The sequence below is a fragment of the Brevibacillus sp. SYP-B805 genome (genome assembly GCF_011059135.1).
Lineage (GTDB): Bacteria > Bacillota > Bacilli > Brevibacillales > Brevibacillaceae > Brevibacillus_F.
Genome location: NZ_JAALGD010000002.1, coordinates 380,341 through 402,114 on the forward strand (window position 1 = coordinate 380,341; position 21,774 = coordinate 402,114).

A 21,774-nucleotide genomic window follows, 5' to 3' on the forward strand; every position below is an offset into this window, starting at 1 on the left:
CACAGCGCGAGTATCGACAAAATGATATCACGTCAGGGAGGATCTTGCAAATGGCTGTAGACTCCGATTGCCTCTACGATAAAAATTGCGCCTGCTTGCACTGCGGCACCACGTTTACGTCGAAGCGCGTCCGTTCCGGCTCCCAGCCATTTGTCAAACGGGACACCGATTTTTGCACCTATTTCAAAAACCAGCGCTTGAATCCCATCCTCTATACGGTTTATGTCTGCCCGGCCTGCGGGTTCGCCTTCACCGACCAGTTTGATCCCGTCATGCCCCCGCTTGTCCGGAAACAGATCCACGAAAAGCTGACATCCAAATGGATTTCCAAAAATTACGGCATTATCCGGACCATGGAAGAAGCGATGGCAACCTACAAGCTGGCCATCTATTCCGCCGGGTTGAAGGGGGAAGCGCACAGCGTGAAAGCCGGGCTTTATCTGCGCCTCGCCTGGCTGCACCGCTTCACCGGAAACGCAGCGGAAGAGCGACGTTTCCTCAACGTGGCGGTGGAGGAGTACGAACGCTCCTACATCCATTCCGACTATATCAAGGCGGACAAAGAGATGTCCGAAGCGCGGATTCTCTATCTGATCGGGGAATTGATGCGCAGGGTCGAACGGTACGACCAGGCGATCCGGTATTTTGCCAAAGTCGCCGAATTGAAGGACCGCACCATCGAAACCGGCATCATCAATATGGCGCGCGATCAATGGTCGCTCGCCAGGGAAGAATACAGGCTAAAACAGCAGCAGATCGTCTAGCGTTTGCGCTGCCGCTGCGCCTCGTACAGCATGATGCCGGCCGCCACCGCAGCATTGAGCGATTCCGCCTGACCATACAGCGGGATATGAACCCGGCGGTTGGCAACGGCCAGCATTTCCCGGGAAACTCCCCGCGCTTCGTTGCCGATCACGATGGCGATTTTGCCATCGTACGGCAGGCGATCATACCGCTCCGTCCCTTCCCCCAGGGAGGTGACGTAGAGTTCGCCCCCATGGCTTTGCAGCTGCGCCGCCGCTTCCGGCAACGGACAGGAAAAAACGGGCAGCCTGAACAACGCCCCCATGGTGGAACGGACAACCTTGCCGTTGTACAGATCAACCGTGCCTTTGCCGATGATGACGGCATCAGCTCCGGCCGCTTCCGCCGTGCGCAGGATCGTGCCCAGATTGCCCGGATCTTGGATCCCGTCCAGCATCAGCACCAGAAAATCGCGGGACGATAGCTGCCGAATCATTTCATTCCAATCGCGCTGCGGCTTTTTCACTTCCGCGACGATTCCCTGGGGCGACTTGGTTTCCGACAGCTTGGCCATGACAGCCGGAGAAGCCGCAATGAGATGGATCCCCTCCCCGCTCCGCCGTTCCAGCGCACGGCTGCAGACCGGATCGATTCCCTTTTCTCCGTCATAAATTACCGAAACCACCGCAGCCCCGGAGAGAAGCGCCTCTTCCACGAGATGAACCCCTTCGACCAGGAAGCTGCCGGCCTCCTCCCGCCCCTTCCGCTCGTGCAAAAGGCACAACCGCTTCACCAGGGGATTGTGAACCGAAGTGATGGTTTGACTCTCCTTCATGCTTCACGCCTGCTCTTCGAATTCTTTCAAATCCATGTTGTTGCCGATGACGACCAGAATGTCATTGGCTGCAATCACATCGTCCGGACGCGGCGCAATGTTGAATTTGTCCCCGCTCTTGATGGCAATGACGTTGACGCCGTATTGGGCGCGCACGTCAAGCTGCCGCAGCGTTTTGCCCACCATCTTGTTGGAGACAACCACCTCGGCCACGCTGTAATCTTCCGCCAGTTCGATGAAATCAAGCACATTGGTGGAGATCAGGTTGTGGGCGACCCGGATGCCCATATCCCGCTCCGGAAAGACGACGCGGTCCGCCCCCACCTTGTACAGCACCTGTCCGTGCCGCTCGTTTTGAGCTTTGGCCACAATTTTTTTGACCCCCAGCTCTTTCAGCTGCAGGGTCGTGAGGATGCTCGCCTGAATATCTGCGCCGATCGCCACCACCACCACATCAAAATTGCGGATGCCGATCTCGCGCAGCGCCGTTTCGTCCGTCGTATCGGCGACGACCGCATGCGTCACATGCTCGATTGCATCGTTGACGCGTTCTTCGTCTTCATCGATCCCCAACACTTCATAATCCATTTCGAACAAGGTTCTGGCTACACTGGAGCCAAAACGCCCCAAGCCGATTACCGCAAACTGCTTCGACATTATTTCACCTCATCTGCGCAGGCATGCTGCGCTTACATGTCATCCATACGGGCCTTTTTCCATCCGAATTATACCATATCCGCCCGGGGACTACAAAAACGTATCGAGACGGGCCTGCGGGCGAATACTAGACGTATCATGCTTACAATCCGATGATGAGGAGTGGGAACCCGAGTGAATATCAATGCCCTTAACCTGCGTCAAGCGATTATGTACAAAATGCAGGGCGCCGACGCCAAGGATGTGGAAGAAACCATCAACGACGCGATCTCCTCGGGGATGGAGAAAACCCTTCCCGGCCTTGGCGTGCTGTTTGAGGTTCTCTGGCAGAACAGCAATGACGCGGCGCGCCAGCAAATGGTGGCAACCATCTCCGAACACCTGCCCCAACAAGCCTCGTCACCCGTGTAGAACCCCCGCCGACGTAAGCGATCCTCAATCCCTAAAAAGAAAAAACAACAGCCGGCTGCGCCATGCAACCGGCCGTTTTTCTGCCAGCTATTCATAGGAGAGAAGCGTCTCCACCTGCTTGCGATCCAGGCGGCGCAGCAGGGCGACCACCAGCTTGACCAGATGCTCGTAATCGTCATAGTGAATCAATGCGGCGTGACTGTGGATGTAGCGGGCCGGGACAGACAGGGCCAGCGACGGCACGCCGCTGCCTACCAGGTGCAGGGACGCCGCATCGGTGGCTCCTCCCGGGATTGCCGTCAGCTGATAAGGAATCTGCTCCTCCTCCGCCACCGCGATGACAAAATCACGCAGGCCCGCATGCGGAATCAACGCCGCATCATAAATGCAGATCTCGGGTCCCGCCCCCAGCCGGGTCGGCATCTGCACCCGGGCGATTCCGGGCGTATCGGCGGCAATGCCCACGTCGATGGAAAACGCGATATCCGGCTGCAGATGTTGGCCGACCGTCCGGCCTCCGCGTCTGCCCACCTCTTCCATCACGGTGCCGACCGCATAGACGGTGTTGGGATGGGAACCCTCCTGCAGCCTTTTGAGCGCTTCGATCACGACGGCGCAGCCCAGCCGATTGTCCCAGGCTTTGGCCATCAACAGCTTCGGATTTTTCATCACGGTGAAGGGGCAGACCGGCAGCACGGCATCGCCCGGCCGAATCCCGAATTCTTCCGCCTCTTTTCTGCTGGCAGCCCCGACATCGATGAACATGTCGTCGATCTCCACCATCTTGCGGCGGGCCTCAAGTGAAAGAAGGTGCGGCGGAACCGAGCCGATCACGCCGTCGATCATCCCGGAGCGGGTCTGCACCTGCACCCGCTGCGCCAGCATCACCTGCGCCCACCAGCCGCCAAGCGGACGGAACTTCAGAAACCCGTCCTCGGTGATTTGGGTCACCATGAATCCTACTTCGTCCAAATGGGCTGCAATGACCACGCGGGGGCCCTGTTCCTCCCCCGTCTTGCGGGCGATCAGGCTGCCCAGGCCGTCATATTCGATCTGATCCGCATATGGAGCGATGTATGTACGCATCACCTCGCGAACGGCCGATTCGCGCCCCGGAGCCCCGGGCGCTTCCGTTAAATCCCGAAACATCTGCATGGTGGATGCATCCACTCAGACTTCCCCCTTCCATTTCCTCACAACCTCGCCAAAAAGAGGAGCAGCACGTGCAAACACAGCACGGCCGGCACCCCGTACCGAAAGGCGGCGTGCCGCGTCTTGTGGCGAAACAGCAGCATTCCCGCCAGCAGCCCTGCCGCACCTCCCAGGAGAGCCGACAGCCAGAGGCTGGCTTCCGGTATGCGGGGGCCGTTGCGCTGCGCCGCCCGTTTATCCACGAACGCGAGGCCGCACGCATACAGGTTGATTACGAGCAATCCCAACGCGGCCAATGCGGTCCGCTCCGCATACCAGGCGGCAAGCAGCAGCGACCAGCAGAAGAGAAGCACAAGCGCACGCGTCCGCTTGTGCCGCCACAGGTATGTTTTCAAGGTATTCACTCTCCCTGCGCCTTATACGGCCGATTGGCCCATTTCATGCGGACGAACACGCCCAGCGCGATCAAGACCACCATGGCGCCCAGGGCGTAGAAACCGTATGAACGGATCAACGCAATGACCGATTCCACGTTCTTGCCAAACAGGTAGCCGATCACATAAAAGGCAGTCGTCCACGCCAGGCCGATGGAATAGGAAAGCAGCGCGTACCGGCGATACTTCATGCCGCCCATGGCGACCAGATACGGCACGATATGGCGGACGACCGGAAACAGGTAGCTGACGCACAGCGAGAAGGTCCCGTATTTTTTGATCAATTCTGTGGAACGGGCGATCATGCGCTGCATCTTTTTCGTCTTGGACAGCCATCTCAGGATCGGCGTGCCAAACCATTTGCCCAGCAGAAAGCCGATGGTTAACCCGGACATCACGCCCAAATAACCGGACAGGAACGAGTACCAGGGATTCAATATGTGCACCGACGCCAAAAATCCGCCGGTTGCCACGACCAGTTCATCGGGTATGGGCAGACCGACAATCCCCAGCCAAAGCAGAAAGAAGATGGCGGCATAACCATACTGTTCAATTACTGATATGAGCAGATTCATATCCATGCGGCAAAATCTCCTTATCGTTTCCACGATGTCCCTGCATCTTGGCCGAGGCTTCCGGGCCGTGCTCCGACACCGATGTAAGCCTGGATCGTGCGGTATTTCAGTTCTTACGGGAAATACGATTCGCCGGGTAAAAGGTTACCCGTTTTATTGTGCTATATATACGAGCGTTTTACAAGGGACAGGACTTTGAACAGGGCCCGCGCCAAGGCTAAACGGCGAAACAAAAGACCCACCCGGCTGCGGCGGACGCCATGCCGGACGGGCCCAAACGCTTGCGGCGGGCTTCAGGGGCGGGAAGGATGCAGGTTGTGCGCCAGGCCAACGGATGCCGCGATTCCGGGCCGTTTCACGACCACGAACGCATTCTCCTTCTGCGCCTGATACGGATAGTACACCACCAGGGCATAATCTCCATCCACGACCTCGCCAGTAGCCATCCAATGCCCGATATCGAAGGTGACCCCCGCCGCCATCGTATGTTTGAAATACTCCTTTTCCGCCAGGACATGTTCGGCGAAATCGCCGGGGAGACGGTCCCGTTCGGCCAGCACGGCATCATGGATGGCCTGCAGTTCCCGTTTTTCCAGCGGCTCCTCCCACCAGACCTTGCGCGGACGATGCTTCTGGTTGCGCAGGTAATCCAGCTTCATCAGGCTTTCCACATGCTCCCTGCCCACGAACTGGCCATGACGTAAAAACGTGCGCAGCCGGGTGAAGAGATCCTCCAGCTGATGGCCCATCCTTCCCCAGCCCTGCTCTTCCCAAAAGTCGCCGAACGCCTGGAAGAAATCAAACGGCGTTTCGAAATAGCCGGCCGCAAAGATCCATTCCAGCGTCATATCCATCCGGTGGGCATTCCAGTACTTCTCCAGAATGTCTTCCACCCGCTTGATCTTCAGCATGTCATCAAAGCTGAGTACGTTGTTGCCCAGAATCTCGTACGGGGCTTCATCCATATAGACATAGCCGTGGTTGGCCGCACGCGCCCGCACGCCCGTTCCGCGCAGCATCTTCAGGAAACCCAGCTGCAGCTCTTCGGGTCGCAGGGCAAACACATCGTTGAATGTTTTGCGAAACGAGCGGTAATCCTCTTCCGGCAGCCCGGCGATCAAATCCAGATGCTGGACGATCTTGCCCGAAGCCTTGATGCGGTTCACATTGGCGCTGAGGCGGTCGAAACGCTGAATCCGCTGCACCAGCCGATTCGTTTCGTCATTGGTGGACTGCACGCCGATCTCAAAGCGGAAGATACCGGGCGGCGCCTTCTCCAGGAGAAAATCAACCACATCGGATCGCAGGATGTCAGCCGTGATCTCGAATTGGAACACCGTGCCGTTGTGATGGTCGATGAGGAACTGAAAGATTTCCAGCGCATACTGTTTGTTGATGTTAAAGGTCCGGTCCACAAATTTGATCGTCTTCACACCATGGTCAATCAGCCGCTTCAAATCGGCTTTGACGCGCTCCAGCGGGAAATAGCGCACCCCGTCCTCAATGGAAGAGAGGCAGTATTGGCATTTGAACGGACAGCCCCGCGACGCCTCGAAATAAACCACCCGGTTGTCCAGTTCGTGCAAATGTTCCATGTACGGAGACGGAATGGTCCCCAGGTCCTGAATCTGTTCGCGGGGGGCGGAAAAGCGGACATACGCTCCGTCCCGGTATGCGATGCCCGCCACCTTCTTCCAGTCGGCCGCTTTTCCGGTCCGGAAGGCTTCGGCGTACGTCCGGCACACCTCCAGGAACGTGGCTTCCCCTTCACCCATGACGATGATGTCGATCTCGGGATGCTTCTTCATCCACTCGTCCGTATCATAGGAAACTTCCGGTCCGCCCAAAACGATCGGCACCTCCGGGCGAATCTTCTTCAGCGTGCGGATGACATCGAGCGTTTCGCGAATGTTCCAGATATAGCAGGAGAACGCGACCAGATCCGGTTTTCTCTGATGGATGTCGGCCACGATATTAAGCATCACATCATTGATCGTATATTCCGCCAGTTCCATGTCGGGAAATTCCTGCTTCGCATAGCTGCGCAGATACCGCAGCGCCAGCGACGAATGGATGTATTTGGCGTTTAAGGTGGCAAGCAAAATCTTCATCGGCCCGTTCACTCCTTTTGGCTCCAGCATTTCATTATAGCAATGATGCGCGGCGACGGGCAAACCGGACGCTCTCCCCCTTTCACTTGTGCAGTTCCCGGACGATGTGCCCCAATTCGGGGATGATCAGCTTCGTCATCGCCAAACGGACGGCGCCCGTCGAACCCGGTGTGGAGAAAACGGCTTTGCCCCGGTAGGTACCGGCGATCGCCCTCGACAGCATCGCAGCCGACCCGATATCTTCCGTGTAGCTCAGCATGCGAAAGAGTTCGCCGAACCCGGGCATCTCCTTCTCCAGCAGCTTCTGTACCGCTTCATAGGTGGTATCCCGTTTGGCGATGCCGGTCCCGCCATTCAGCAGAATCACGTCCACATCCGCGTGAAGCACCCCTTCCTCGATCGCGGCGGTGATCTCCCCCGGCTCGTCCTTGACGATCCGGTACAAGTGAACCGGCTGACCCGCCGCTGCCAGCAGCTCCTTCATCAATCGGCCGCTTTTGTCCGTCTCTTCCGTCCGTGTATCGGAAACGGTGATCACCATGCAGCCGACAGCATGCGGCGCTTCCTTCTTATGCTCCTGCGTACTCATGTCATTTTTCCCCTCTCTTCGTGCCCGAACTCAACGCGCTTCTGGGCAATCGGATCGCACAGCTTCATCTGCCCACATGATACCATTGCCGCGCGGATTTCATCCAGCTTGCCCGCAGGCATTTTCGGCGTCAGGCCTTTTTTGGCGCCTGGGCATCCTGGCGGAACTCGCCTGCGAAACCATCCGCTGGCGGGTTCGTAAAAAGAAGGAACGAGCTGCCAGAGAGGATGATTCGGAGTGGTTTTCATGTTGCGCGTCCTGCTTTTTCTCACCGTATTCTTTCTTGCCTGCTACGGCCTCCGCTGTTTCCTGCATCCGAAGCGCAAGCTGAAATCCGCCCGAAAAAAACGTCAAACCTACTTGCTTGACGATGTCGGCGATGTGCGGAAAAACTTCCTGCTGACGCACAAAGGCGCCTTGTTTGAAGGCGAGAAACACCCGGAGACAACCGCCGACGCTTGCGCAGTCACCCGCATTTTGGTATGGATTCGCGATCCTGTCCAACCGGACCGTTTGACGACAGAAGACTTGATGAAGCTGGAACAATTGATCCGGAAGCATTATCCCGCCGCGCAAATCGAATGGAAACAACCGATCCGCCAGATCCTGGTCCCTTGACAAAAATCCGGTTTTCATTTCCGGTTTTGTCCAGTATACTTACATGAGGTGATTTGAATGATCACTGCCATGTGGGAGACGATCGTGAAATGGGCTGTAGGGCTGGGAGGAATCGGCGTTTTTGTTTCCCTTTCGATCGAGGGAGCGGGGCTTCCCTTTCCCGGGGATGTCATGCTCGCCTTCTTTGGCTATCTCTCCAGCAGGGGCCAATTGTCCCTGCCTGCCGTGATCCTGATCGCCACGCTGGGCAGCAGCTTGGGCTCCATCATTCCCTTCGCCCTGGGACGGCGGTATGGTTTCTTTCTCTTGCGCCGCTACGCAAGGTATTTGCTGATCTCGAGCCGCTCCATGGAACAAACGGTACGGCTGTCCAACCGCTACGGGGTGCTCGTCCTTCTTCTGGGACGGCTGTTCCCCGGAATCCGTGCCCTCTCTTCCTACATCGCCGGCATCGGCCTGCTTCCCTGGCCTGTTTTCCTTTTATGCAGCACCCTCGGCTTTGCGTTATTCTGCATCTTCTGGACGCTGATCGGCTATCTGCTGGGGGAGAACTGGCGCACCGTAGTCGGGCTGATCCATAAATATTTAGTAGGAATTGCGATTGGAGCCATAATACTGATAGTACTTTTCCTGACACGCAGAATGGGAAGGAAATAGAGGTTACAGGTCATGATACTGAAGAAACTGATTGATATGTTCCATCTTGATCCACCGAAAATACTGGTGCTGGGATTCGCCCTCATCATTCTGATCGGCGCGGCTCTGCTGCACCTGCCGGTCGCGACGGTGGACGGCCAGGGACTCCCTTGGCTCGATGCCATGTTTACGGCCACATCCGCCACCTGTGTGACCGGTCTGGTTGTGGTGGACACCGGTACCACCTTTACCCTTTTTGGGCAGCTCGTGATCCTGTCGTTGATTCAGGTGGGCGGGCTGGGCTTCATGACATTTGCCACCCTGTTTGCGCTGATCGTACGCAAGCGGATCTCGTTGAGCGAGCGTTTGCTGCTGCAGGAATCATTGAACCAGCTTTCCATCGAGGGGATCGTCCGCCTTGCCAAAATGATCCTGATCTTCACCGCCATCATCGAGCTGACCGGCGGCCTGCTGCTCGCGATCCGCTTTTCGTTTGACATGCCGCTTGGCAGGGCGCTGTATTTCGGGCTGTTCCATGCGATTTCCAACTTCAACAACGCCGGATTCGATCTGATGGGCAATTTCTCCAGTCTGACCCGCTATGTCGAGGATCCGCTCGTCACGCTGGTGGTATGCGCGCTGATTACGCTGGGCGGCATCGGGTTTATGGTCATGACCGAACTGTACGAATACCGCTCCACCCGACGGCTTTCCCTGCATACCAAAGTGGTGCTGGCCACCAGCGGCCTGCTGGTGGCAGTGGGAACCCTGCTGATCTTTCTGTTGGAATATGAGAATCCGAAAACGCTGCAGCCGCTGTCCGGCATGGGAAAAATACTCGCATCCCTGTTTCAGGCGGTCACGCCGCGTACAGCCGGTGCCAATACCCTGAATATCCCTGATCTCCAGCAGTCGACGCTCTTTCTGATCATCATCCTGATGTTTGTCGGTGCGTCCCCCGGCTCCACCGGCGGCGGGATCAAGACCACCACCTTCGCCACGCTGATCGGAGCGGTCTGGGCACAGATCAAGGGGAGGGAAGATGTCATCTTGTTCCGTCAGCGCATCCTTCCACACATGATATACAAATCGCTCACGGTCACGTTGAGCGGCTTGTTTATCGTCACGGCCGTCACGATGATCCTGTCCATTACGGAGCGGGGCGCGGACTTTCTGATGCTTCTGTTCGAGGCCACCTCCGCCTTCGGCACGGTTGGCCTCTCCATGGGGCTGACTCCCCATCTCACCCCCGTCGGCGAAACGATCATCATGCTCACCATGTTTGCCGGTCGGGTCGGGCCGCTGACGATCGCCTATGCCCTCGCGCAGCGGAAAAAGAAAGAGTATTTCCGTTATCCCAAAGGCAAGATCATGATTGGATGAGAAAACTCGGAGCGAAGCCCCGGGCCTTTTGGCGTTAGAGAATATCCGAACGTTTGCGATTAGCTGGATTATCCCCATCGCTTCAGCCGGAAGAGCGCAGCGATGGGGATTTTCGTTTGGCCATCAGGAGGGTGGCCGCACTCCAGAGGCCGCTGACATAAATCGGATCGATTCCGGTTGCGGACTGCCCCCACCATGTCCACAGCAGGGCCACCATGGGTGAAATCCAGACGGACCACGCAACCCAGCGGTGGTCGAGGGGTCCGAGCCGCAGAAGATAACACATAAGCGGAAGGAAGATCGTGACGCCGCGCAGCGTCATGGCCAGAAACGCCCAATGCAGGATCAGCGAGTCGGCTTCCAGGCAGACGAGCGCATAAGCCAGCGCGATCACCAGCAGGATCAGGGCCCGGGAGACCGCCAATTTTGCCGACTCCCGGACGAGGTGGGTGGTAAAGCGCTGAATCACGTCCTGGTTCAGGATGGTGCCAATGCTGAGCGCCAGGGCAGCCCCTGTCATCACCACGGAGATCAGCATGACCGCATACGCGATCCCGGCGAACCAGGGCGGTGCATGCAGCAGAAAGAACTGCGGCAGCGCCGAACGGGGCGGCAAATCCGGATGGATGTCGTGCATATACAGGCCGATCCATGCGCTGCACAGGCCGATGAGGATGATGACAGCCCCCGCCATAAAGGCCCCCCTGCGCGCCGCTTGGGCCGACCTGCTCGCAAAAATCGGCTGGATATACGCCTGCGTCGAGAAGATGCCGATGAACATGGCCGCTCCCTGCGCCCACCCGGCAGCCGGATCGCCGGCAAACAGGGAGAGCCGTCCCTCCTCCCACCAGCGCAGATACGCCGCACTCGCCATTTCCGTGAACAACCAGCCCCCGGTAAGGAAAAGAACACCGATGAGCAAAACGGTTTTGATGGTGCCGACCAGACTGGCGCCCATGAATCCGCCCAGCATGATGTAGGCCAGGATCAGCAGGGAAGGAAGCAGGGCAAGAAGCGGCTGGTTCCCCTGCCAAAAGCCGGCGAGAATCGGCAGGGCGGCCAGGATCTGGGCCACCACCTGGATAAACATGCCGAGTGACAGAAACAGACTGGCACCCAGACGGGCGCGCTCGCCGTATTCGTGCCCGATCAGCGCGGGCAGCGTCTCCACCCGGATGCGCCGCAAGCGCTCCGCAAACAACCCGAGCGCCATCACCGCAACCCCGCCGCCAAGCGTAAACCAGAGCGCCGACAAGCCGTGGCGGAAGGCCAGCTCCCCGGTACCGACAATCGACGTCCCTCCGACAAAGCCGCCTACCAGCGCTCCAGCCACCATGCCGGAAGAAAGCGTTCCCCCCGCATTGGCAAAATCGCTCGCCCTCTTCACCCTGCGCTTGGCAGCGATCCCGGCCGTGACTGTGACAAGCAGGACGAGAACGAATGCGCTGTAAAACGTGGCTGACACCTGACCGCTCTCCCTTCCGAATCTGATCTGAGTTCATTAATGATTTCAGTATAGAAGATGCCTTCCTCTTTTTACAAGAAAAAAGAAGGGGCTGCCAAAGTAGCAGCCCTTCCATGAAGCTCACATGCAACGCGTATGATCTGCGTTACTTTTTCACCGTCCGCTTCGCCAGTTCGTTCAGCACCAGCTGCCCGATTTCCACGGTACCGAGCGCCTTGCTCTTGTCCTGCGCAATGTCGCCCGTGCGATGTCCTGCTTCCAGCACCGCCCACACCGCCTGCTCAACCGCAGCGGCTGCTTCGTCAAGACCGAGGGAATGGCGCAGCAGCATCGCAGCGGACAGGATGGTCGCCAGCGGATTGGCGATCCCCTTGCCGGCGATATCCGGCGCGGAACCGTGAACCGGTTCGTACAGGCCGAAGCTTCCTTCCGCCAGGCTGGCCGAGGCCAGCATCCCGATGGAGCCGGTCAGCATGGCCGCCTGATCGCTCAAGATGTCGCCAAACATGTTTTCGGTGACGATCACGTCAAACTGCTTGGGGGCGCGTACCAGCTGCATGGCGCAGGAATCGACCAGCATGTGCGACAGCTCCACATCCGGATAATCGGCGGCCACCCGCTCCGCCACCTTGCGCCAAAGGCGGGAGCTTTCCAGCACGTTCGCCTTGTCGACGGAGACCAGCCGCCTGCTGCGTTTGCGCGCCAGTTCGAAGGCGACGCGCAGAATCCGCTCAATCTCCGCTTCGTGGTAGATCAGCAGATCTTCGGCCACTTCCCCGCCATCCGCTGCCGCATACCGTTTCTTCTCGCCGAAGTAGATTCCGCCCGTCAATTCCCGGACGACGATCAGATCAACGCCGGACACCACCTCCGGTTTCAGCGAGGACGCGTCCACCAGGCTGGGATGCATCGTTGCCGGACGGATGTTGGCAAAGAGTCCGAGCGCTTTGCGGATGCCGAGCAGCCCCGTTTCCGGACGCAGGTGGCCCGGATTCTGGTCCCATTTCGGTCCGCCGACCGCTCCGAGCAGCACCGCGTCTGCGCGCTTCGCGATCTCCAGGGTTTCTTCGGGAAGCGGCGTGCCATCCGTATCGATGGCGATGCCGCCGATTCGTCCATACTCGAATTCAATCGTTACGCCGGTCTGTTCGGCGACGGCGCCCAGCACCTTGACCGCTTCCGCGACGATCTCCGGGCCAATTCCGTCCCCCGGCAGGACAGCTATTTTATATGTGTTCTTTTTCTCCATCGCGCACTTCTCCCACTCGTAATCTCCGTTCTGTTTCTCCCCACTTTGTCTCTGCTATACTTCCACACTGACGGCCAGGGGTTCACCGCGCCGTTCGATGATTTTGTTGATGGCGCGCACATAGGCGATCGCGCTCGCCTCCAGCACGTCCGTGCTTACCCCGCGACCCTGCACGACGAGATCGCCCTGCTGCAGCCGGACGAACACTTCGCCCAGCGCATCCTTGCCGTGCGTGACAGAGGAGATCTTGTAATCGACGAGCGTCACGTCTTCGCCGGTCGCCCGGTCAATCGCCTTGTAGATCGAATCGACCGACCCGTTGCCGCAGGCGGCTTCTTCGCACACCTGGCCGTCCACCCGCTTCAGCCGGACGCTGGCCGTCGGCATCGACAGGTTGCCGTAGGAGAGCTGGATCGACTCCAGATGATAGGTTTCCGGCACGCCGACAATCTTGGCGTCCACGAGCGCGAGGATGTCCTCGTCGCTGATCTCTTTCTTCTTGTCGCACAGCTCCTTGAAAGCGGCGAACGCCACATCGATCTCCTGCTGCTCCAGATGGTATCCAAGCTCCGTCAGCTTATCCTTGAAGGCGTGGCGGCCCGAATGTTTGCCGAGCACCAGACGGTTGGACTTGAAGCCGACGGACTCCGGACGGATGATTTCGTAGGTGGAGGCTTCCTTCAGCACGCCATCCTGGTGAATGCCCGACTCATGAGCATATGCGTTGGCACCGACGATCGCCTTGTTCCCCGGCACGATCATCCCGGTCAAGCGGCTGACCAGCTGGCTGGTGCGGGCGATCTCGCGCAGATGCAGGGCGGTGGTCGCCTGATAGACATCCTTGCGCGTCTCCAGGGCCAGGGCCACCTCTTCCAGCGCCGTGTTGCCCGCGCGCTCTCCGATGCCGTTGATGGTGCCTTCCACCTGGGTAACGCCCGCCTCAATCGCCGCCAGGCTGTTGGCCACCGCCATGCCGAGATCGTCATGGCAGTGACAGCTCAGTTTCACCTTTTCAATGCCGGCAACCCGTTTTTGCAGTTCGCGGAAGATGTTGCCGTACTCGATCGGCGTCATGTAGCCGACTGTGTCAGGAATATTGATGATCGTCGCCCCTGCCTTGATCACGGCCTCCACCACTTCGGCCAGGAAATCGATCTCCGTGCGGGCCGCGTCCTCTGCCGAGAATTCCACTTCGGACAGGTAGTTCTTGGCGTATGTCACGGCGGCGACCGCCCGCTCCACCACTTCTTCCTTGCTCATGCGCAGTTTGTACTGCCGATGAATCGGCGAGGTGGCCAAGAACACGTGCATACATGCATGTTCCGCATGGCGCAGCGCCTCGTATGCCTTATCGATATCATCCTTGACCGAACGCGCCAGACTGACGACAGTGGCATTTTTGATCCGCTTCGCCACTTCTGCAACGGATCGCTGATCGCCGGGGGAGGCGGCCGCGAAGCCTGCCTCGATCCGGGTGACGCCAAGCTTCTCCAACTGGAGAGCAATCTCCACCTTTTCATTGGTGCTCAAATTTACGCCGGGTGACTGTTCGCCATCTCGCAACGTCGTGTCGAATATTTCGATAATCCGCACTTCTCTCCACCTCCGTTTTTCTTCTCGTCCCAACCTGGGTTAACGCTTGGCCGCTGCTTCCGCCTTTTTCTCTTCTTTTTGCAGCCAGGACATCATCTTGCGCAGCTCGGCGCCCACCTGTTCGATGGGGTGTTCCGCTTCCAGACGGCGGCGCGCATTGAAGGCGGCGCGGTTGGATTGGTTCTCCAGGATCCAGCTGCGGGCAAAGGTACCGTCCTGGATCTCACGCAGCACTTTTTTCATTTCCTTGCGGGTCTCGTCAGTGATGATGCGGCGACCGGTGCTGTAGTCCCCGAATTCCGCCGTATCGCTGATGGAATAGCGCATGCGGGCCAGGCCACCTTCATACATCAGGTCAACGATCAGTTTCAATTCGTGCAGACACTCGAAGTAGGCGATTTCCGGCTTGTAGCCCGCTTCCACCAGCGTGTCGAAGCCGGCCTTCACCAGTTCGGATACGCCGCCGCACAGCACCGCCTGCTCACCGAACAGGTCGGTTTCCGTCTCTTCGCGGAACGTGGTTTCAATCACGCCGGCCCGGGTGCCGCCAACGCCGCTCGCATACGCCAGCGCGATCTCCTTCGCCTTGCCCGTTGTGTCTTGATGCACGGCGATCAGGGCTGGCACGCCGAAGCCTTCCGTGTATACGCGGCGCACGAGATGTCCGGGGCCTTTGGGGGCCACCATGATGACGTCCACATCAGCCGGCGGCACGATTTGGGCAAAGTGGATGTTGAAGCCGTGGGAGAAGGAGAGCGCGGCGCCCGGTTTCAGATTGGGCGCGATTTCGTCGCGGTACACCTGCGCCTGCCGCTCGTCTGGCATGAGGATTTGCACCAGATCGGCCCGCTTGGTCGCCTCCGCCACGGAATAGACCTGGAAGCCGTCTTCCACTGCCTGATCCCACGATTTGCCGGGACGCAGGCCGATGATGACATGGTAGCCGCTGTCGCGCAGGTTCTGCGCCTGCGCGTGACCCTGGCTGCCGTAGCCGATCACCGCAATCGTTTTGCCGAGCAATACCTCTTTGTTCACATCTGCTTCGTAGTACATTTTGACCATGTTGATTTCCTCCCTTAATTCCAAACGTTTTTTCATTTGTTCAAATGGTTTGTCAATTCGCCATAGCGGCTGCCGGTACCACGCTGCGCGCCATGGCCATGGAACCGGTGCGGGTCAGTTCCAGAATCCCGTAGCTTTGCAGCAGAACCAGCAGGGCGTCGATCTTTTCGGAATCGCCCGTCACCTGGATGATGAGCGATGCCGGGCCGACATCCACGATCGTGGCGCGGAACGGTTCGACGATGCTGTTCAGCTCCACCAGCTGGCTCGGGGTGGCGTTCACCTTGATCAGTGCAAGTTCGCGCGAGACATATGGGTTTTTGCTCAGATTGGTCACGGAGATGACATCGATCAGCTTGTTCAGCTGCTTCATCAGCTGGTCGATCTTCTGGTCATCCCCGCTGGTGGTGATGATCATCCGGGACAATCCCGCTTCTTCGCTGCTCCCGACCGTGATGCTGTCAATGTTGAAACCACGCTGTCCAAACAGGTTGGCAACGCGGGTGAGCACCCCGGGACAATCGTTGACCAGTATGGCGATTGTATGACGCTGCATGTTACTCGTCCCCCATTACCATTTGATCCAGGGTGTGTCCTGGTGCGACCATCGGCCAGACATTCTCCTCAGGCGCTACGCGGAAATCGATCACGACCGGACCGTCGTAAGCGAGGGCTTCCGCCCAGACGGCTTTGGCCTCCTCCGATGTAGTCGCCCGCAGCCCTTTCACGCCGTATGCTTCCGCCAGCTTGACGAAATCCGGGCTGCACGTCAGGTCGATCTGGCTGTAGCGGTTGTCGTAGAAGACCTCCTGCCACTGTCTGACCATGCCCAGGCACTGGTTGTTGATGATAGCCACCTTGACCGGCAGCTTGTATTGATTGAGGATCGCCAGCTCCTGGTTGGTCATCTGGAAGCCGCCGTCCCCGACAACCGCGATCACCGTCCGGTCGGGATGGGCAACCTGCGCCCCGATCGCCGCCGGGAAGCCGAAGCCCATGGTGCCGAGACCGCCGGAAGAGATCAGCGAGCGGGCGTGCTTGAACTTGTAGAACTGGGCCACCCACATCTGATGCTGGCCGACGTCCGTCGTCACAATCGCGTCGCCCTGTGTCGTCTCGAACAGCATCTCGATCACTTCCTGGGGCTTCAGTTCCGCTCCCTTGCGATATTTGAAGGGATAAGCCTGCTGCCACTCCTTCAGCTGCCCGATCCAGGCTTCCGTATCGCAGGCTTGGGCCAACGGCAGCACTTTTTGCAGGGTGCTCTTCACATCCCCCGCCACCGTCACCGCCGTCTCCACGTTCTTGCCGAGCTCGGCCGGGTCGATATCGACGTGGACGATCCGCGCATTGGGCGCGAACTCCTTCGTCCGTCCCATCGTGATCCGGTCGTCGAAACGGGCCCCGAGTCCGATCACACAGTCTGCCTGCAGCAGGGCCTGGTTGGCGGTGTAGCTGCCGTGCATCCCCGGCATGCCGAGGGCGAGCTCATGCGTACCCGGGAATCCTCCCAACCCCATGAAGGTATTGATCACCGGAATGCGGGTTTTCTCGGCAAAGGCGAGCAGCTCCCGATCCGCCCCGGCGCTGATGACGCCCCCGCCCGCAAGAATCACCGGCTTTTTTGCCTTCCGGATCGCCGCGAGGAATGCCTCCACCTCTTCATCCTGCGGCACCAGCGTATCCTGATAGCCGCGGATCTTCACCGTCTCCGGATAGTAGAACGGCGCCTTCGCGTTGCTCACATCCTTGGGGATATCAATCAGCACCGGACCCGGACGTCCCGTGGTGGCGATATAGAACGCTTCCTTGACGATGCGCGGCAGGTCGCGCACGTCGCGGACAAAGTAGCTGTGCTTCGTGATGGGAAGGGTGATCCCGGTAATGTTGGCCTCCTGGAACGCGTCCGTTCCCACCAGCGACTGCGGCACGTTGCCGGTGATGCAGACAAGCGGAACCGAATCCATCTGGGCCGTCGCGATGCCGGTTACCAGATTGGTTGCCCCCGGACCGGACGTTGCCATCACGACACCAGGCTTGCCGGTTGCCCGGGCATAGCCGTCGGCGGCGTGAATCGCTCCCTGCTCGTGGCGGGTCAACACATGCTTCAGATGGCTGTAGTAGAGGGAATCATAGATCGGGAGCACCGCGCCGCCCGGATAACCGAAAACATACTCCACGCCTTCGAGTATCAGACAGCGCAGGAGTGTTTCCGCCCCCGTCAGTTCTTCGCCGAACCCAAGATTCGGCACGCCGCGTTTTGCCTCTAATTCGGCGATTTCTACACTCATGGTTCTCTCCTCCATCCTTAGGAAAATAATAAAAACCCTTTCCCCCCGACACTGTAACCATGTCTGTTTGGGGCGAAAGGGTTCGCGGTACCACCCAACTTCGTTGGCGCCTCACGGTCAAGCCAACCTCTGGCAGTCCTGGAATCATCCAGTTTCTGACTGCGACACCATAACGGGTGTCAAGCGGTCCCAACTACTGATCGCATGCGCGACGTTCATCAGGACGGCTCGGAGGGGAGCAATTGAACGCATTCTTGCCTGGCTCTCATCAACCCCAGACTCTCTGTGAAGAAGAGGCGCTCAATTATTGTCCTCGTCATTGCCCTGTTTTTGTAAAATTCCCAATTGTCGACGGTATCAGAAAATAAAAGGTTATGACTGATTATAGCTAGGCAAATCCGGGGTGTCAACGAAATCAAAATATTTTTATTACACTTTTTTCCGAACGATTGATCAGTCGAAAACCGCTTTGCGGCACCCTTTTTTCGTGTAAGCGGATACACACATTTTTCATAAAAGCAGGGATCGTTCTGTAAATCAATGGAAAAGGCCGGTCAGCCTCCTGTGTGCTGATACCGGCCTTTTCCCTTTTTCTTCCATTATGATTCCACAGTCAATTTTTCCTGCAGCCCCTTGATCAGGACACGCGCCACTTCGGGACGCGTGAACTCCGGCGGCGGCGTCTGGCCGCTCTGCAGCAGCTGCCGCACCTTGGTTCCGGAAAGCGTCAGATGGTCGGCCTCGTCATGCGGGCACGTCTTGGCGGTCGCCATGCTTTGGCATTTGCGGCAGTAGAAGCTGTGCTCGAAGAACAGGAGCGTGATCCCCAGCTCCTCCGGGGTAAACTCGGAAAAGATATGCTGGGCATCATACGTGCCGTAGTAGCTGCCCACCCCGGCGTGATCCCGGCCGACGATGAAATGGGTGCAGCCGTAGTTTTTGCGCACCATGGCGTGAAAGACCGCTTCGCGCGGCCCCGCATAGCGCATGGCGGCCGGAAACGCGGCGAGAAACACCCGCTCCGGCGGGTAGTAGTGCTTCAGCAGGACGAAGTAGCTCTCCATGCGCACCGCCGCCGGGATATCGTCCGCCTTGGTTTCCCCCACCAACGGATTCAGGAAAAGACCGTCCACCATTTCCAGGGCCGCCTTCTGGATATACTCGTGGGCCCGATGGACGGGATTGCGCGTTTGAAAGCCGACGACGGTCTTCCAGCCTTTCTGTTTGAACACGGCCCGCGTCTCGGCTGGCGTATAGTAATGTTCCCGGAACTGGCAGGAAGCGAGCGGGTTGAGCACGTCGATCGGGCCGCCCAGGCAGAGCGACGGCCGTTCGTACAGCCTTTTGACGCCGGGGTGGGCGCTATCTGTCGTGCGGTAGACGTGCAGGGCTTCTTTCCGTTTGTCCGGCCAATAGATGCTGGCAACGGTAAGAATGGCATAATCGATGCCGTCCTGCCCGCGCAGCAGCACTTTGTCCCCGACCGAGAGCTCCCGGTAGCGCTCATCGACCGCTAGCGTGACCGGAATCGGCCAAACGGTCCCGTCGGCCAGCCGCATCGTCTGCAATACCGCCTCATAATCCTCCTCTCCCAGAAAGCCGGTCAGCGGGGAAAACGCCCCCATCCCGATGCACTGTATATCGGACAGCGTCCAGGCATCAATATGGAGTACCGGATAGGAGCGGCTCTCCTGCAGCGCCCTGTCGCGATCCGCCCCTGTCAGGAAGCGATCGACGAGGAAACCGCCGTGCGGCAAGTTGGTATCCATCATCTCACAACCTCCCCGTTTATTTGTGCAGGCCGCATTCCGTTTTGGCAAAGCCTGCCCAGCGTCCCGCCCGCAGGTCTTCGCCGGGGTTGACGGGACGGGTGCAGACGCTGCAGCCGATGCTGGGATAATGGCGGTCATGCAGCGGATTGTACGGCACATCATGGGCGCGGATATACTGCCACACCTCTTCCCATTTCCATGCGGCCAGCGGGTTGAATTTCACCAGGTTGAATTTGGGGTCCCATTCGATTTTCTGGACACGGGCCCGGGTCGGCGCCTGCTCGCGGCGAATCCCGGTGATCCAGGCGCGATATGCCGGAAGCAGCCCGGCCAGCGGTTCTACCTTGCGCAGATTGCAGCACAGGGTAGGATCCACTTCCCAGAGCTTCTCGCCATAGCGCTCGGCCTGCTCCCGCAGTGTCAGCCTGGGCGTTACCCGGAGAAAGGAGATGCCGTACCGTTTTGCCAACCGCTCCCGCGTCTCCTCGGTCTCCGGGAAGTGCAGGTTTGTGTCCAAATAAAAAACAGGTGTCCCCGGCGCCACCTTCTGCAGCATATCGATCAATACCACGTCTTCGGCACCGAAGCTGGACGCCAGGATCATCTCCGTCCCAAACCGCTCGGCCGCCCAGGACAGCACCTCTTCCGGGCTTTTGCTCTCCAGCCTGTATGCCCAGAGACGAATCTCCTCTGCCGTCAGATCCGTTCGATCTGTCATCTGTCTGTTCTCCCCTCCATGCGATCTTTCGCTCTTCATCATATGACCGCCGGAAAAAAGTGGATATTCGTCCCTGTGAAAAAAGACGCCAGGGGCAGGAGGCCAAAAGAAAACCCCGCCGACAACAGCGTTAGCTCAAGTCGGCGGGGGCCCCCAACCTTTCTTACGTCGCTTTAGCGTTTTAAAAAAGCACCCGTCATCGCATACGGGTGCTTCGTGCAGGAAAACGCGCAGGTTTACGCGTTCAATTTGCTTTTTGCCAGCGTAGCCAATTCGTTGAATGCCGGCTTGTCGTTCACAGCCAGGTCGGCCAGCATCTTGCGGTTTACTTCCACGCCAGCCACCTTCAGGCCATGCATGAGGCGGCTGTAGGAAAGGCCGTTCAAGCGGGCCTGCGCATTGATACGGGTGATCCACAGTTTGCGGAAGTCGCGTTTTTTCTGACGACGGTCGCGATATGCGTACAAGAGGGATTTCATCACTTGCGCATTCGCGGATTTAAACAGACGGTGTTTGGAACCGAAATAACCTTTGGCCAGTTTCAAGATCTTTTTATGACGACGACGGGTAACCGTGCCACCTTTAACTCTTGGCATACTGAATTCCTCCTGATCTTTCGAGCATGGCGGTCCCAGGGAGCGGGACACTTAGGGAGCACATGCTGGGCGTATTTTTTCTGGTGTTCGCAATAGGGGCGTATCCCTTACAGATACGCGATCAATTGTTCGATGCGTTTCTGATCGCCTTTGGAAACAGTCGCGCTCTTACGCAGGTGACGTTTCGCTTTGGTCGATTTGTTGGCAAACAAGTGGCTGGTGTAGGCGTGGTCACGCTTCAGACGGCCGGTACCGGTCTTTTTGAAACGTTTGGCAGCGCCTTTATGGGTTTTCATTTTCGGCATGTCGGTAGTCCTCCTTAATTAAAAACCTGCGTTTACTTGTCCGATTTCGGCGCCAAAATCATGATCATGCTGCGACCCTCGATTTTGGGTTTGCGCTCGACGATGGCAATGTCTTCACATTGGGCCGCCAGGCGTTCGAGCACCTGCTGTCCGATTTCGGAGTGGGTGATTTCACGGCCGCGGAAACGAATCGTGCATTTCACCTTGTCCTCGTCCTCAAGAAACTTGCGGACATTGCGAAGTTTCGTCTGAAAGTCGTGCTCTTCGATCGTGGAGGAGAAGCGCACCTCTTTGATCTCGATCGTCTTTTGATTGCGGCGGGCTTCCTTCTCCTTTTTCGCCTGTTCATACTTGAACTTGCCGTAGTCCATAATCCGGCAGACGGGCGGTTTGGCCGTCGGCGCAACATTCACCAGATCCAAGTTGGCTTCTTCCGCGATGCGCAAAGCTTCCCTGAGCGGAACGACTCCCAACTGCGTGCCGTCCGGTCCGATCAAACGAACTTCGCGGGCACGAATCGCTTCGTTTACTAACATCTGTTCCTTGCTAATAATGTGCCACCTCCGTGAACATTCGAG

24 protein-coding genes are annotated in these 21,774 nt (G+C 58.2%); 5 read left to right on the forward strand and 19 right to left on the reverse strand.

The genetic code is table 11. The features are described 5' to 3' along the window. Positions 1 to 50 precede the first annotated feature (50 nt). Positions 51 to 764: a DUF2225 domain-containing protein gene (locus G3578_RS04565; RefSeq protein ID WP_165209145.1), complete on the forward strand. Its 714-nt coding sequence runs from the start codon at positions 51 to 53 to the stop codon at positions 762 to 764. Here G3578_RS04565 and G3578_RS04570 read toward each other — a convergent pair. Both G3578_RS04570 and G3578_RS04575 read right to left on the reverse strand, forming a co-directional pair. Continuing rightward, on the reverse strand, positions 761 to 1,579 hold the full coding sequence (locus G3578_RS04570) for a TrmH family RNA methyltransferase (RefSeq protein WP_165209148.1): 819 nt from the start codon (positions 1,577 to 1,579) through the stop codon (positions 761 to 763). The genes G3578_RS04565 and G3578_RS04570 overlap by 4 nt on opposite strands. 3 nt (positions 1,580 to 1,582) lie before the next feature. Next, entirely contained in the window at positions 1,583 to 2,236 is a 654-nt protein-coding gene (locus G3578_RS04575) for a potassium channel family protein (RefSeq protein WP_165209151.1), read from the reverse strand. Positions 2,237 to 2,410: 174 nt separating this feature from the next. Between G3578_RS04575 and sspI the strand changes: the two genes are divergently transcribed. Further along, positions 2,411 to 2,647 carry a small acid-soluble spore protein SspI gene (gene sspI / locus G3578_RS04580; protein WP_165209154.1) on the forward strand — a complete coding sequence of 79 codons (237 nt, stop codon included), beginning with the start codon at positions 2,411 to 2,413 and terminating at the stop codon, positions 2,645 to 2,647. 87 nt (positions 2,648 to 2,734) lie between these two features. On the opposite strand, the gene G3578_RS04585 is transcribed toward sspI, so the two are convergent. The 6 genes from G3578_RS04585 to G3578_RS04610 all read right to left on the reverse strand — a co-directional run bounded on the left by G3578_RS04585 (position 2,735) and on the right by G3578_RS04610 (position 7,756). Then, positions 2,735 to 3,802 (reverse strand): M42 family metallopeptidase, encoded by a 1,068-nt coding sequence (locus tag G3578_RS04585; protein ID WP_165209378.1) that lies wholly within the window; start codon positions 3,800 to 3,802, stop codon positions 2,735 to 2,737. Positions 3,803 to 3,840: 38 nt separating this feature from the next. After that, positions 3,841 to 4,194 carry a DUF1294 domain-containing protein gene (locus G3578_RS04590; RefSeq protein WP_241254445.1) on the reverse strand — a complete coding sequence of 118 codons (354 nt, stop codon included), beginning with the start codon at positions 4,192 to 4,194 and terminating at the stop codon, positions 3,841 to 3,843. Positions 4,195 to 4,199: 5 nt separating this feature from the next. Then, positions 4,200 to 4,814 (reverse strand): DedA family protein, encoded by a 615-nt coding sequence (locus G3578_RS04595; protein WP_165209157.1) that lies wholly within the window; start codon positions 4,812 to 4,814, stop codon positions 4,200 to 4,202. 287 nt (positions 4,815 to 5,101) lie between these two features. Further along, positions 5,102 to 6,919 carry a B12-binding domain-containing radical SAM protein gene (locus G3578_RS04600; protein WP_165209160.1) on the reverse strand — a complete coding sequence of 606 codons (1,818 nt, stop codon included), beginning with the start codon at positions 6,917 to 6,919 and terminating at the stop codon, positions 5,102 to 5,104. 82 nt (positions 6,920 to 7,001) lie between these two features. Beyond that, complete coding sequence (locus G3578_RS04605; RefSeq protein ID WP_165209163.1) at positions 7,002 to 7,508, reverse strand: MogA/MoaB family molybdenum cofactor biosynthesis protein; 507 nt, start codon at positions 7,506 to 7,508, stop codon at positions 7,002 to 7,004. After that, a complete protein-coding gene (locus G3578_RS04610; RefSeq protein WP_165209166.1) occupies positions 7,505 to 7,756 on the reverse strand; it encodes a hypothetical protein in 252 nt (83 codons plus the stop codon). Before G3578_RS04610 ends, G3578_RS04605 begins: the two co-directional genes overlap by 4 nt. Here G3578_RS04610 and G3578_RS04615 point away from each other — a divergent pair. From G3578_RS04615 to G3578_RS04625, 3 genes are read left to right on the forward strand one after another with little or no spacing between them, the layout of a single operon-like run. Continuing rightward, positions 7,746 to 8,126 (forward strand): sigma-w pathway protein ysdB, encoded by a 381-nt coding sequence (locus tag G3578_RS04615; RefSeq protein ID WP_165209169.1) that lies wholly within the window; start codon positions 7,746 to 7,748, stop codon positions 8,124 to 8,126. The genes G3578_RS04610 and G3578_RS04615 overlap by 11 nt on opposite strands. A gap of 57 nt (positions 8,127 to 8,183) precedes the next feature. After that, the gene (locus tag G3578_RS04620; protein WP_165209172.1) at positions 8,184 to 8,783 is read left to right on the forward strand and encodes a DedA family protein; all 600 of its coding nucleotides are present in this window, start codon (positions 8,184 to 8,186) and stop codon (positions 8,781 to 8,783) included. Between the two features lie 15 nt (positions 8,784 to 8,798). Then, a complete protein-coding gene (locus G3578_RS04625) occupies positions 8,799 to 10,145 on the forward strand; it encodes a TrkH family potassium uptake protein (protein ID WP_165209384.1) in 1,347 nt (448 codons plus the stop codon). 82 nt (positions 10,146 to 10,227) lie between these two features. Here G3578_RS04625 and G3578_RS04630 read toward each other — a convergent pair whose 3' ends face one another. The 11 genes from G3578_RS04630 to infC form a co-directional block, all read right to left on the reverse strand. Next, complete coding sequence (locus G3578_RS04630; protein WP_165209175.1) at positions 10,228 to 11,610, reverse strand: sodium:solute symporter family transporter; 1,383 nt, start codon at positions 11,608 to 11,610, stop codon at positions 10,228 to 10,230. A 145-nt stretch (positions 11,611 to 11,755) separates the two neighbouring features. Continuing rightward, positions 11,756 to 12,859: a 3-isopropylmalate dehydrogenase gene (gene leuB / locus G3578_RS04635; RefSeq protein ID WP_165209178.1), complete on the reverse strand. Its 1,104-nt coding sequence runs from the start codon at positions 12,857 to 12,859 to the stop codon at positions 11,756 to 11,758. A gap of 54 nt (positions 12,860 to 12,913) precedes the next feature. Next, positions 12,914 to 14,452, reverse strand: a complete 1,539-nt coding sequence (locus G3578_RS04640) for a 2-isopropylmalate synthase (RefSeq protein WP_165209181.1) — start codon at positions 14,450 to 14,452, stop codon at positions 12,914 to 12,916. Positions 14,453 to 14,491: 39 nt separating this feature from the next. Continuing rightward, complete coding sequence (gene ilvC, locus G3578_RS04645; RefSeq protein ID WP_165209184.1) at positions 14,492 to 15,514, reverse strand: ketol-acid reductoisomerase; 1,023 nt, start codon at positions 15,512 to 15,514, stop codon at positions 14,492 to 14,494. A gap of 52 nt (positions 15,515 to 15,566) precedes the next feature. Beyond that, positions 15,567 to 16,070, reverse strand: coding sequence for an acetolactate synthase small subunit (gene ilvN, locus G3578_RS04650; protein ID WP_165209187.1), 504 nt, complete (start codon positions 16,068 to 16,070; stop codon positions 15,567 to 15,569). A 1-nt stretch (position 16,071) separates the two neighbouring features. Further along, entirely contained in the window at positions 16,072 to 17,805 is a 1,734-nt protein-coding gene (gene ilvB, locus G3578_RS04655; protein ID WP_165209190.1) for a biosynthetic-type acetolactate synthase large subunit, read from the reverse strand. A 599-nt stretch (positions 17,806 to 18,404) separates the two neighbouring features. Further along, the gene (sat, locus tag G3578_RS04660) at positions 18,405 to 19,574 is read right to left on the reverse strand and encodes a sulfate adenylyltransferase (protein WP_165209387.1); all 1,170 of its coding nucleotides are present in this window, start codon (positions 19,572 to 19,574) and stop codon (positions 18,405 to 18,407) included. 19 nt (positions 19,575 to 19,593) lie between these two features. Further along, on the reverse strand, positions 19,594 to 20,295 hold the full coding sequence (locus tag G3578_RS04665) for a phosphoadenylyl-sulfate reductase (RefSeq protein WP_165209193.1): 702 nt from the start codon (positions 20,293 to 20,295) through the stop codon (positions 19,594 to 19,596). Between the two features lie 236 nt (positions 20,296 to 20,531). Next, positions 20,532 to 20,891: a 50S ribosomal protein L20 gene (gene rplT, locus G3578_RS04670; protein ID WP_165209196.1), complete on the reverse strand. Its 360-nt coding sequence runs from the start codon at positions 20,889 to 20,891 to the stop codon at positions 20,532 to 20,534. A gap of 107 nt (positions 20,892 to 20,998) precedes the next feature. Then, complete coding sequence (gene rpmI / locus G3578_RS04675; protein ID WP_165209199.1) at positions 20,999 to 21,196, reverse strand: 50S ribosomal protein L35; 198 nt, start codon at positions 21,194 to 21,196, stop codon at positions 20,999 to 21,001. Between the two features lie 32 nt (positions 21,197 to 21,228). Further along, positions 21,229 to 21,732, reverse strand: coding sequence for a translation initiation factor IF-3 (infC, locus tag G3578_RS04680; RefSeq protein ID WP_165209202.1), 504 nt, complete (start codon positions 21,730 to 21,732; stop codon positions 21,229 to 21,231). Positions 21,733 to 21,774 lie beyond the last annotated feature (42 nt).

Coding starts and splice junctions, on each gene's coding strand:
- G3578_RS04565 (WP_165209145.1), top strand. CDS start 51: ATGGCTGTAGACTCCGATTGCCTCTACGATAAAAATTGCGCCTGCTTG.
- G3578_RS04570 (WP_165209148.1), bottom strand. CDS start 1,579: ATGAAGGAGAGTCAAACCATCACTTCGGTTCACAATCCCCTGGTGAAG.
- G3578_RS04575 (WP_165209151.1), bottom strand. CDS start 2,236: ATGTCGAAGCAGTTTGCGGTAATCGGCTTGGGGCGTTTTGGCTCCAGT.
- G3578_RS04585 (WP_165209378.1), bottom strand. CDS start 3,802: ATGCAGATGTTTCGGGATTTAACGGAAGCGCCCGGGGCTCCGGGGCGC.
- G3578_RS04595 (WP_165209157.1), bottom strand. CDS start 4,814: ATGGATATGAATCTGCTCATATCAGTAATTGAACAGTATGGTTATGCC.
- G3578_RS04600 (WP_165209160.1), bottom strand. CDS start 6,919: ATGAAGATTTTGCTTGCCACCTTAAACGCCAAATACATCCATTCGTCG.
- G3578_RS04605 (WP_165209163.1), bottom strand. CDS start 7,508: ATGAGTACGCAGGAGCATAAGAAGGAAGCGCCGCATGCTGTCGGCTGC.
- G3578_RS04610 (WP_165209166.1), bottom strand. CDS start 7,756: ATGAAAACCACTCCGAATCATCCTCTCTGGCAGCTCGTTCCTTCTTTT.
- G3578_RS04620 (WP_165209172.1), top strand. CDS start 8,184: ATGATCACTGCCATGTGGGAGACGATCGTGAAATGGGCTGTAGGGCTG.
- leuB (WP_165209178.1), bottom strand. CDS start 12,859: ATGGAGAAAAAGAACACATATAAAATAGCTGTCCTGCCGGGGGACGGA.
- ilvC (WP_165209184.1), bottom strand. CDS start 15,514: ATGGTCAAAATGTACTACGAAGCAGATGTGAACAAAGAGGTATTGCTC.
- ilvN (WP_165209187.1), bottom strand. CDS start 16,070: ATGCAGCGTCATACAATCGCCATACTGGTCAACGATTGTCCCGGGGTG.
- ilvB (WP_165209190.1), bottom strand. CDS start 17,805: ATGAGTGTAGAAATCGCCGAATTAGAGGCAAAACGCGGCGTGCCGAAT.
- sat (WP_165209387.1), bottom strand. CDS start 19,574: ATGGATACCAACTTGCCGCACGGCGGTTTCCTCGTCGATCGCTTCCTG.
- G3578_RS04665 (WP_165209193.1), bottom strand. CDS start 20,295: ATGACAGATCGAACGGATCTGACGGCAGAGGAGATTCGTCTCTGGGCA.
- rplT (WP_165209196.1), bottom strand. CDS start 20,891: ATGCCAAGAGTTAAAGGTGGCACGGTTACCCGTCGTCGTCATAAAAAG.
- rpmI (WP_165209199.1), bottom strand. CDS start 21,196: ATGCCGAAAATGAAAACCCATAAAGGCGCTGCCAAACGTTTCAAAAAG.
- infC (WP_165209202.1), bottom strand. CDS start 21,732: ATGTTAGTAAACGAAGCGATTCGTGCCCGCGAAGTTCGTTTGATCGGA.